We start from the raw sequence: 796 nt of genomic DNA on the forward strand, positions 1-796 counted from the left end.
GGTCTGACTCGCCGATCTCGGTGAGCTTGAAGCGCAGGGCGTTGCCGGGGTCGATCCACGGCCGTTCCAGCCCATGCAGCAGCAGGTTCATGTGGCAGAGCAGATAGGGCAGAGGCTTGGGCTCGAAGCCGTAAAGGGCTTCGTCCTGCAACTGCCTGTGCTGCGGCACGGTCTTCACCTGCGCGAAAAGATGGTTGTAGGCCTCGACGAGGAAGCCGCCGGTGCCGGCAGCGGGATCGAGCACCGTCTCACCCAGACGTGGGTCGCTGACCTCGACCATGAAGCGCACCACGGCGCGCGGCGTGTAGAACTCGCCGGAGTCGCCGGCCGCGTCGCGCATCTCGCGCAGCAGGGATTCGTAGAGGCTGCCGAGGGTGTGCAGTTCGTCGCTCGACGTGAAGTGGATGGCGGAGACCTTGTTGATGACGTCGCGCAGCAGGTAGCCGCTCACCATGCGGTTCTGCACGCCGCGGAAGACGGTGGCGATGACGTCGCGGCGGTTGTCGCCGTTGGCGCTGGTGAGCCCGCGCAGGTAGGCGAAGAGGCCCTGGCCGCGCCGGCCGTCGGGGCCGACGGCCTCGTCCTGGCCGATGAAGGCGATGAGGTCGTCGCCGGTCATGCCCTGCGGGTCGGTGGCCCAGTCGCGCCATCGGTAGGGCGCTTCGACGGCGGGGCGGAAACGCTTGCCGGCCAGCGCCGCCTCTTCCTCGCGCTGAGTTTCCAGGTCGTCGAGGAACTTGAGGAACATGATCCAGGTGAGCATCGGCAGACGGTCGAGGTCGCCGTTGAGGCCCTT

The 796-nt window shown here is 67.5% G+C and carries 1 protein-coding gene; it reads right to left on the reverse strand.

The genetic code is table 11. The features are described 5' to 3' along the window. Positions 1-796, reverse strand: a 796-nt coding sequence (locus L6Q96_23260) for an N-6 DNA methylase (GenBank protein MCK6557468.1), incomplete at both ends; no start/stop codon positions are given.

The organism is Candidatus Binatia bacterium (genome assembly GCA_023150935.1).
Classification (GTDB): Bacteria; Desulfobacterota; Binatia; order HRBIN30; family HRBIN30; genus JAKLJW01.